Annotated in this window: 8 protein-coding genes; 6 read left to right on the forward strand and 2 right to left on the reverse strand. The window is 59.7% G+C overall.

All coding sequences use genetic code 11. The features are described 5' to 3' along the window. Positions 1–260 precede the first annotated feature (260 nt). From VGG64_10640 to VGG64_10650, 3 genes are all read left to right on the forward strand, one after another. Positions 261–449 carry a hypothetical protein gene (locus tag VGG64_10640; protein ID HEY1600051.1) on the forward strand — a complete coding sequence of 63 codons (189 nt, stop codon included), beginning with the start codon at positions 261–263 and terminating at the stop codon, positions 447–449. A gap of 12 nt (positions 450–461) precedes the next feature. Then, the gene (locus tag VGG64_10645) at positions 462–1,877 is read left to right on the forward strand and encodes a PQQ-binding-like beta-propeller repeat protein (GenBank protein HEY1600052.1); all 1,416 of its coding nucleotides are present in this window, start codon (positions 462–464) and stop codon (positions 1,875–1,877) included. 100 nt (positions 1,878–1,977) lie between these two features. Further along, on the forward strand, positions 1,978–2,559 hold the full coding sequence (locus VGG64_10650) for an NAD(P)H-dependent oxidoreductase (GenBank protein HEY1600053.1): 582 nt from the start codon (positions 1,978–1,980) through the stop codon (positions 2,557–2,559). 41 nt (positions 2,560–2,600) lie between these two features. Here the strand turns inward: VGG64_10650 and VGG64_10655 are convergent, their stop codons facing one another. Further along, the gene (locus VGG64_10655) at positions 2,601–3,272 is read right to left on the reverse strand and encodes a histidine phosphatase family protein (protein ID HEY1600054.1); all 672 of its coding nucleotides are present in this window, start codon (positions 3,270–3,272) and stop codon (positions 2,601–2,603) included. 194 nt (positions 3,273–3,466) lie between these two features. Next, positions 3,467–3,844 (reverse strand): STAS domain-containing protein, encoded by a 378-nt coding sequence (locus VGG64_10660; GenBank protein ID HEY1600055.1) that lies wholly within the window; start codon positions 3,842–3,844, stop codon positions 3,467–3,469. A 371-nt stretch (positions 3,845–4,215) separates the two neighbouring features. Here VGG64_10660 and tpx point away from each other — a divergent pair, with 371 nt between their 5' ends. The 3 genes from tpx to VGG64_10675 all read left to right on the forward strand — a co-directional run bounded on the left by tpx (position 4,216) and on the right by VGG64_10675 (position 9,292). After that, positions 4,216–4,737, forward strand: a complete 522-nt coding sequence (gene tpx, locus VGG64_10665) for a thiol peroxidase (GenBank protein ID HEY1600056.1) — start codon at positions 4,216–4,218, stop codon at positions 4,735–4,737. A 716-nt stretch (positions 4,738–5,453) separates the two neighbouring features. Then, positions 5,454–7,019, forward strand: coding sequence for a sigma-70 family RNA polymerase sigma factor (locus tag VGG64_10670; protein ID HEY1600057.1), 1,566 nt, complete (start codon positions 5,454–5,456; stop codon positions 7,017–7,019). Between the two features lie 602 nt (positions 7,020–7,621). After that, entirely contained in the window at positions 7,622–9,292 is a 1,671-nt protein-coding gene (locus VGG64_10675; GenBank protein HEY1600058.1) for a hypothetical protein, read from the forward strand. Positions 9,293–9,798 lie beyond the last annotated feature (506 nt).

Here is a 9,798-nt window from a genome sequence, read left to right on the forward strand (position 1 = left end):
CGTTCTTAGCACTTGCTCTGAACAGCGCTAGCAGAAGTCCCATGCGTCCGGCTTTCTTGGTCCCACGCAGTCGCGGACGCGGCGCTTAGCTAGCCAACCATCCAAAAAAGACTACCACGTTGGACGCGCGGTTTCAAACAACTTTCATGCTTGCATGCCAAACACAGCGAGGCGCCGCCTATCAGACATGGAAAAAAACGCAGTCTCGCCCAATAGCAACAGCTCACCTTATACCAAGTGGCCACTATAATATTGTGTAAATGACGCATTTTATCTATATTCACACCTTCGTACTTTATCGCTCCCCCTTTGGTTTGCAAGTCGCGTCAAAGTTGCGGCGCGCGCAATCGCCGTCGGCAGACATCTCGTACTTGACCTATAGCGCCCCCACGGTCACGCTGATGGCGCGACCACATCCGTTCGCGGCGCATTCTCCTCATTCTCATTAAAAGGGACCTCGCATGACGGGCCCACGGCGCGCGATCGTTTTCTGCTTCACAGTCGTTCTGGTCGCGACAGGCACGGCCCGCGCGATCGACAACAATTGGCCGCAATTCCGCGGGCCTCTATCGCTGGGCACCTCGGACAATCCGCAGCTGCCAGATACCTGGAGTGACACGGAAAACATTGCCTGGAAAACAGACATTGCCGGTCGCGGCTGGTCTTCCCCCATCGTGTGGGGCAATCGTGTGTTCGTCAGCACCGTGACGAACGATGAGACGTTAAAGGAGAAAGACAAGAAGCGAGGGCTCTATCTGGGCGGCAATCGTTCAGACGCCCCCACCACCGCTCATGAGTGGCACGTGGCGTGCCTGGATCTTGCCGATGGCAAAGTCTTGTGGAACGAGGTCGCACATCAAGGCATTCCGCCGGAATCGATTCACCTGAAGAACACGTTCGCCTCGGAAACCCCCGTCACCGACGGCGAGCGGGTTTACGTTTATTTTGGCAACCTGGGCGTGTTTTGCTATTCGTTGGACGGAAAGCTTCTTTGGTCGCGCACCCTGGGGGCGTACAAGACGGCTTCTGGCTGGGGGACGGGCAGCTCGCCAACCCTGCACGAGGATCGCTTGTATATCGTCAACGACAACGAGGATCAGTCCTTCCTGCTGGCCATCGATACCAAGACCGGCGCCGAGATGTGGCGCACTCCACGACCCGAAAAGAGTAGCTGGTCGACGCCTTACATCTGGCAGAATGCCAAACGCACCGAGATTATTGTCTCCGGCAGCAACATGGTGCGATCGTACGACCTGGACGGCAAACCACTCTGGGAACTGGGAGACATGTCTGGCAATGCCATCCCCACACCCGTCGCCGGCGCAGATTTGCTTTATGTCTGCTCGGGACACGTGATGGGGCATAAGAAGCCGATCATGGCCGTGCGCCCCGGAGCCAGCGGAGACATCACGCTCGGGACAAATGAAACCTCGAACCAGTTCATCGCCTGGTGCCAGCGGAAAGCAGCGCCCTACAATCCGTCGATCTTGCTCTACAAGGATTTGATCTATGTCGTGACTGACCTGGGCATTTTCTCTTGCTACGACGCCCACACAGGAGTGGCCGTCTATGAGAAGAAGCGGCTTCCCAATGGTCGTGCGTTCACGGCGTCGCCGTGGGCCTACAACGACAACATCTTTTGCCTGAACGAATATGGGGATGCATTTGTCGTCAAGGCGGGCCGTGAGTTCGAGATCCTGAGAGTCAACTCGCTCGGCCAACAGATGTGCCTGGCCACGCCGGCCGTGGCAGGCGACAAGTTGCTGATCCGCACCGATCTGAGCCTGTATGCGATCGAGAAGCCGGCGTCATCGGGCAGTGACGCGTCAGGGACTGTCGCGGCCGACACGGAGAAAGCGCCCAAACCGGCGCCGTGAGCGGACCGAGGCTCTAATGGCGACGGCCAGTCGATCGCGTGTCACCGCGCGGGAGAGACAGGGGCCCATAAAAACAGTTCGGGGCGCGAAAAGGAAGTCGATGAGTTACGTCCCCCAAGTTCTAGCCCTGGCCGGCAGCACGCGCGAGGCCTCGTTCAACAAGCGGTTGGTGAAAATCGCCGCCGCCGGCGCGCAAGCTGCCGGGGCCGAAGTGACGCGGATCGACCTCCGCGATCTGGAGCTACCGCTGTACGATGAAGACCTGGAAACGCGCGCGGGATTGCCGCCGGGAGCGCGCCGGCTCAAAGACCTGATGCTTTCGCACCAGGGGTTTTTGATCTCCTCGCCGGAATACAACAGTTCGTTTTCCGCCGTGTTGAAAAATGCCATCGACTGGGCTTCGCGCCCGGTACCAGGCGAAGCCCCTTTGGCTTGCTTCACGGGAAAGACGGCCGCGATCATGAGCGCGTCACCCGGGGCGCTGGGGGGCCTGCGCGGCCTGGTTCACCTACGGGCGGTGCTGGGCAATATCAACGTACTTGTCATACCGGACCAGATCGCGGTGATGAGCGCGCACACGGCGTTCCTGGAAGACGGCAAGCTCAAGGACAACGCCCTGCAAGAGCGCGTCGCCGCGCTGGGCGCCAAGCTCGTCAAGCTGCTCACCAAGCTGCACGGGTAGTACGCGCTCGATCATGCGCCGTCGCTCGGGCGAAGCCCGTCCTAAAAGAATTCTGCGCGCGTCGAGAGCAACTCGCAGCCGGCCGCGCGCAAGTGCTCGACATCATTGAGCGTGAGTATCTTCGGCTCGTTCTTCCACACCAGTTGACTGATCGACGCGTTGTAGAGCGGAAAAGGGTTGCGTCGTGCGGGCACTTCGAGCAGCGCCTTGAATGCCGAGGCCAGCAGCCCGCCGTGCGACACGATGGCCACTTGCTCGTGCTCGGTGGCGCGGATGGCCTCGAAGGCGGCGCGTGCACGGACCATCAAATCATGGCGGCTTTCGCCGCCAGGTATGCGATAGTCAGGATCCGAAGAACGCCAGGCGGCGGTCTCTGCCGGATAACGGTCGGGAATTTCCTGATGAAGCAAATCCTGAAAGATGCCGACATGGATTTCCATTAGCCGAGGATCCGCCGTCACCGGCACGCCCAGAGCCTCGGCCAGTGGCTCGGCAGATTGCCTGGCCCTGGGGAGCGGGCTCGCGAAGAGGGCCCTGATCGGCTGGTTGCCAAGCGCCACCGCGATGGCCGCGGCCTGTCGTAAGCCAAGCTCCGACAGGGGCGTGTCCGATTGCCCCTGCAGACGCCCCTCAGCGTTGTAACAACTCTCTCCGTGACGAATGCAATAGATGAGCATGTGGTTGGCGGCGCTCGCGATCTTGGCGGAGGGCATTGTGCAGCATGGCGGCCGGCGGCAATTAGCGGCCGCGAGCAACGCCAGCAGGCAAAGGCAGAGCGTCCTCTTTAATGGCCGCGGCGTTGCAACGCAAGCCAGCGGCCCAATTAGAACTGCCCAATACTGAATCCTCGCCATGCCAGTACCGTTGCCACGAACATGCGACGAAGAGTCGTCACGCAAATGGGCTCTTATCGCGGCTGGGGAGGTCGATTCGTCATGACCGCATGTTCGCGATCGGCATAGTGCGGAAAAAAGTGTTCGAGCCCGCAATGCTCGATCGCCTCTTGATTGCTTGGCGATAATCCGCACAGTCGGATCACACCTCCGCGCGCGTCAATTCTGTTGCGCAGCAACACCAGTTGCGACATGACGGGGCTCGAGAACCGCTGAATGGCCTGACAATCCAGCACCACTCGATAGACGAAATGTTGTTGCAACAGAGACCAGATGCATTCGGCCAGGGGCGGAGCCTGCCACCAACCTTCGGGCGCCGCGTTGAGCCTGACGAACAACCAGTCGGGCCCTCGCTCAACCTCCAGAGCCCATCCGCCAGCAACGTCGATCATGGCCGCCATTCCTTTTTTACGACCGAGGACCGTAACCCCTGAGCTCCGCTCCTCAATGGGCAATCATAGATATTCCTCGCGGCCGGACAACTGGCGACGTTCCACATAACGAGCCGGCGCGGCCCTTGAAGCAGCTAGCAAAAACCGGATACTACGGTGTCCGCTTGGCAGGCTGTCGATCTGCTAGCAATCGTACAAGCAGTGCCGACAGGCAAGCCGCCCGAGAGTGCCGCTAGGCACCAAACGACAACACAGTGCCGCTAGGCAGGCAGACTATCTGCCTATCGCCAACCGACACCAGACCACGTTGCTTCTCGGGGCGCACTGCCCCCAGAGACATTCCGCTGAACCTAGTCTTGGAGGAATACACGATGTCGCGTCATGGAGCTGTAACGTTCAAGGGCAATCCGATGACTCTCGTCGGCGAGGAAGTGAAAGTCGGCCAGCAAGCGCCCGCCTTCACTCTGCACCGTTTTGCCGACGGCGCGCTGCAGAAGATCACGCTCGCCGATTTGAAGGGCAAGCCGACGATCATTAGCGTCGTTCCGTCGTTGGACACACCGGTTTGCCAGAAGCAGACCAGGACGTTTAATCAGGAACTGGGTGCGCTCGGCGACAAGATCAACGCACTCACGGTCAGCCTGGACCTGCCCTTTGCCCAGAACCGGTTTTGCGGCGCCGAAGGTATCACGAATTTGAAAAGCGCGAGCGACTACCAGGACCGCAGCTTCGGGCAGAACTGGGGACTACTGATCGACGAGCTGAAGATCCTCGCCCGCGCCACCTTTGTTCTGGATAAGGACGGCAAGGTCGTTTACGCCGAGAACGTCAAGGAAGTAGCCCAAGAGCCGAATTACGAGGCGCCCCTGAAGGCCTTGAAAGGTCTGCTGTAGAAAGATCGGCCGGGTTCAACCGCGGGGGGCCACGCGATCGCTCGTGGGAACTTATCCGGGATGCCGTCGGCTTCCGGACAGCCCGCGTGATGCCCTGCGCCTAGCCCGGCGGATTGGGCTTTGGGATGTGAAATTGGGAATTGTAAGTCGTTCGGAGATTTAGCTCCTAGTCCTCGGCTGGCCGAGGCGATTTCTAGGGTTGCCCGGCGCTCATCCATGAACAAATGGGGAGTCGCTGGCCGCCAGTGGTTGTCTTGCGCGCTCAAAGTCGTTCCAAGTGTCCACCAGCGAATATTGGTCGCTGTTGGCTCCCCAGCAGCGCAGGCTGGGTCGTCGCTCTCCTCTGGGCGGGGGGGACAGGATGCGAGCCATGTTAATATGGGAAAGATGCGTTCCAAAACCGCGCGGATTTCATGCCTCCTGCCGCGTCATTTCTTACCTTAACGCGATCTTCTTCCAAGCGTGGCACGGGAGAAGTCGGAATTGAAAATGGTGTTAGAATTTGGTGGCTTTTCGAGGCCGAACTTGAGATAATTGCTCGGATCGAGGGTTGTGCTGCATCCTGATGTCGTAACTTCCGCACACGGCGCGCGCCCACCTTGCGCCTTGATGTATAAACCGCGCGCCTTGCGATACGAACCGCCCCTGGGTAACGGCTAGGCACAGCCCCTTGTCTGAGCACCCACCATCCCGCCTCACGTTGTAGGAGTGTTGCATTGTACGACGCACTGTTGGACGAATTGGAGGACGACCGCACGCCCAACACGGACGAAACCGTGGACCTTGCTGACAAGGCCGTGGACGTCGACGACGACGAAGTTCCAGACGATGTCGTTTGCGAGCTTGACCCAGAGGATGATGGGGAGCCGAAGGCAGAAGACCTACTGTTAGCGGTCGGTGACGATCACGAATCGTGGTCGGACGACCCCGTGCGCATGTATCTCACGCAGATGGGTGAGATACCGTTGTTGACCCGGCAGCAGGAAATTGCCCTGGCCAAAGAAATCGAAATCACTCGGGCTCGTTTTCGGCGCAAGTTGCTGGAATGCGATTATGTGATCCAGCACGCCGTGAAGGTCCTGAAGCGGGTCTATCTGGGCGAGCTGCCGTTCGACCGCACCGTGCAGGTGTCGGTGACGGACCGCCTGGAGAAGGAGCAGATCCTTGGACGTTTTCCGCACAACTTGAAGACGGTCGAGATCCTGCTGCAGCGCAACAAGCGCGACTACCGCCTGGCCACCAAGAAGTCGCTCCGCATGAGCGAGCGCCGCGATGCGTGGCGCCGCCTGGGTCGTCGTCGACTGCGCGCCGTGCGACTAGTCGAAGAATTGGGACTGCGCACGCAGCGCATCGAATCCAGCATCAAGACTTTGGAAGACTTCAGTCGCCGCGTGGACGAGTTGCAGGCCAAGATCGAAGCCAGCCGCAAGGCGCGTAGCCCCGCTGCGGATCGGCAGACTCTATTGGCTGAGTTCCGCTCGATCCTGCAAGCCACTCAGGAAACTCCCACCAGCCTTCGCCGGCGGGTGCAATACCTAAAGGCCGTATATACCCAGTATCAACGTGCCAAGCGTGGTCTATCGGAAGGCAACTTGCGATTGGTTGTGTCGATCGCCAAGAAGTATCGCAATCGCGGCCTGAGCTTCTTGGATCTGATCCAGGAAGGCAACGCCGGCCTGATGCGCGCCGTCGACAAGTTCGAGTATCGCCGCGGCTTCAAATTCTGCACCTACGCCACGTGGTGGATTCGCCAGGCGATCACCCGGGCCGTTGCGGATCAAAGCCGCACGATTCGCATTCCAGTACACATGGTCGAGACCATGTCCAAGGTGCGCAATGTGTCGCGGCAGTTGCTGCAAGAACTGGGACGCGAGCCGACGATCGAAGAAACGGCCAAAGCGGCCGGCACCGCAGTCGACGAAGCGCGTCGCGTGATGGCCATGAGCCGCTACCCGATCAGCCTCGACCGGCCGGTGGGCAATAGCGAGGACAGCCACTTCGGCGATTTGCTTCCCGACGCAGGCGTCGAGAGCCCGGCCATTGGCGCGGCGCAAGAGATGCTCCGCGGTCGGATCAACAAAGTGCTGAAGACGCTCAGCTATCGCGAGCGCGAGATCATCAAGCTCCGCTACGGACTAGGGGATGGCTACAGCTATACCCTGGAAGAAGTCGGGCACATCTTCAAGGTCACACGCGAGCGTATTCGTCAGATCGAAGCCAAGGCGGTGCGCAAGCTGCAGCAGCCCAGCCGCAGCCAAGAGCTGTCGGGCTTTTTAGATTAGTCGCGTGGCGAGTTCGGCTTAACCAATGCCTTTCCAGGCCGGTCGGGATTTTTCCCGCCCGGCCTTTTTTATTGGCACGGACGCATTTACTCCTCTTCGCGCGCTGCGGCGGAGTCGTAATCCGTCAGCGTGCTAGCAGATTACATGCGAATCTAATGGGTCCCTGATCATTCTCCAACAAAGAGCATCTATATTCTGCCAGCGTCAGGTTGATCGTCACCCTCGAATACAACCTGACCGACCGTTGGAACTCGTGAGAACAAAAGGTCCTCTGCCACACAGCACAGACGAGACATACCCTGAGGCGGCACAACGAAGACTCCTTTGTGGCCACCGGCTCACTCGTACAACGGTTCATTTCCCCCCGCGCCGCCCCCGGGTCATTCGCAAGAGTTACCCGGGGGCTCTCTATTTTGGTGCAGGGTTCGGCGCAGCAAAACAGTCGTGCAGACCCCTTCCGCGACAGGCCCTTAGGCTCGGATATCTAGCCGGACTTACTTGACGCCCGCCTGCGCATCCCGCATCGTGGCAAAGTCGCGCACGTCGTAGAAAGTCGTCGCTGTCCCGCACGCACAGGTTGGGTATTTCGGGGGAAATCCATCATGGCCATATTCCGATTGCTTTTGCCGCCGACCGTTCTCAGGTTCCTCGCGCTGTCGTCGCTGGTCGTGGCGTCTCTGGTCACGTCGCCGCTCGCAGCGCAGCACCTAGCGAAGAAAGACAAGGTCGTCTTGCTCGATGGTCTGGGAGACCATCACCACAAGATCACCACTGCGGCCTTCCAATCGCAAGCATTCTTCAACCAGGGATTGCGACTGCTGTTCGCGTTCAATCACAACGAAGCCATCCGCGCCTTCCGGGCCATTGAGGATGTCGATCCGTTTTGTCCGATGGCCCAATGGGGAATCGCCTATGCCTTGGGGCCTAACTACAACCTCGAAGCCGATCCCGAGCGCGATGCCGAAGCGTATGCTGCCATCGAAAAGGCGCAGCGTTATGGCCGGCATGCGACCCCCGCCGAACAGGACTACATAGCCGCCCTGGCGCACCGTTACGTGGCGAACTCCGAGACCGAAGATCGTAAGCAACTGGATCAGGCCTATGCCGACGCGATGCGCGAGCTGGCCAAAAAGTATCCCGACGATCTCGACGCGGCCACGCTTTATGCCGAGGCGCTGATGGACTTGCGTCCCTGGGATCTGTGGACCCACGAGGGGCTGCCGCAGCCAGGCACGGAAGAAATCGTGGCCACGCTCGAGGGCGTGCTAGCCAAGAATCCCAAGCATCCCGGCGCGAATCATTTCTACATACACGCCGTCGAGGCGTCTCGGCAGCCCGAGCGAGGCCTGCCCAGTGCCGAGCGATTGCCGGCCCTGATGCCGGCTGCCGGACACATGGTACACATGCCGGCCCACATCTACTTGCGGCTGGGGCGATATGCGGATGCGGCCGAGAATAATCGGCAGGCCGTCGCGGCGGACCGCACTTATATCGCCAAGTGCCAGCCCGAGGGGATCTATCCGATGATGTACTATCCCCACAATATTCATTTCCTATGGTCCACGTTGTGTTGGCAAGGTCGCCGCGCCGAGGCCCTCAAGGCGGCCGACGAGTTAAGCGCCCTGATGACCGAAGATATGGTCCGCGAGATGCCGATGATAGAAGCGTTCGTGCCGACGCGGCTCTTCACCTTGGTACGATTTGGCATGTGGGATGACGTGTTCAAAAGTCCTGCGCCGCCAGCAGACTTTCCCTACGCGACCGGTATCTGGCATTTTGCCCACGGCATGGCCATGGCCGCGACCAATCGCGCGGAGGATGCCCGCGCCGAGTTGAAACAACTGCGCGAGATCCAGTCGACCATTCCGCCCGAGCGCCTCGCCATCCGCCACCCGATGACCAGCCTGTTGGAAATCGCCGCGGAAATCCTCGACGGCAAGCTAGCCGCACAGCAGGGCAAGATCGACGAGGCCGTGGCCCATCTAGAAAAAGCAATCGCCGTGCAGGACGCGCTGCAATACGACGAGCCGCCCCCTTGGTATTACCCGGTGCGGCAATCGTTGGGCGCCGTGCTGCTGTCGGCCGGACGGGCGAAAGAGGCCGAAGCCGTTTATCGCCAAGAACTGGCCGAGCATCCAGAAAACGGCTGGTCGCTATTCGGCCTGGCAGCCAGCCTGAAGGCACAAAAATCGCCGCAGGCCGCCGAGGCACAGCAGCGATTCGAAAAAGCCTGGGCCCACGCCGACGTGACCTTGCGTTCGTCCGAGTATTGACACGCCGGTCACCGGGTAGCGCGGACAGTTTTTTTTTGCGCGCGATGCAAGTTTCAACCGGCTCGGCTCTGAACGCGGAGACTTTCCCCAAACCCCTCCCTGAAAGCGAGGGGGATTTGAACCTTGCTCGACGCAGCGATGTATATGCCCGTGCATAGCATTCGCGCATGCATAGCATAAACGTTTGCCCACAACATTTGTGTGTGCCAGAACATAAGCGCGGGCGCAAAAAGCCCTCTCCCTGAAAGCGGATGGTGTGAATGCACTGGGTGCGGTGTAGCACCGCGCGGGATATCGCACTGTGCCGTACATACAGCCGTGCGCTTGCAGCGCGGCGTGATTTTTCAGGGCGGCCAGATTTGCGATTGACGGCGGGCCGCGCCGATTTATTCAATTTATGGAATTATTCACCGCTGCGAAAAACGACGACCACGACTTGACCAGACGGACAGAAACCCTGGTTTTTTAGGGAAATGCGAGCGCACCACGACCTGCCAACGTCAAGT

It is taken from the genome of Pirellulales bacterium, assembly GCA_036490175.1.
GTDB lineage: Bacteria > Planctomycetota > Planctomycetia > Pirellulales > JACPPG01 > JACPPG01.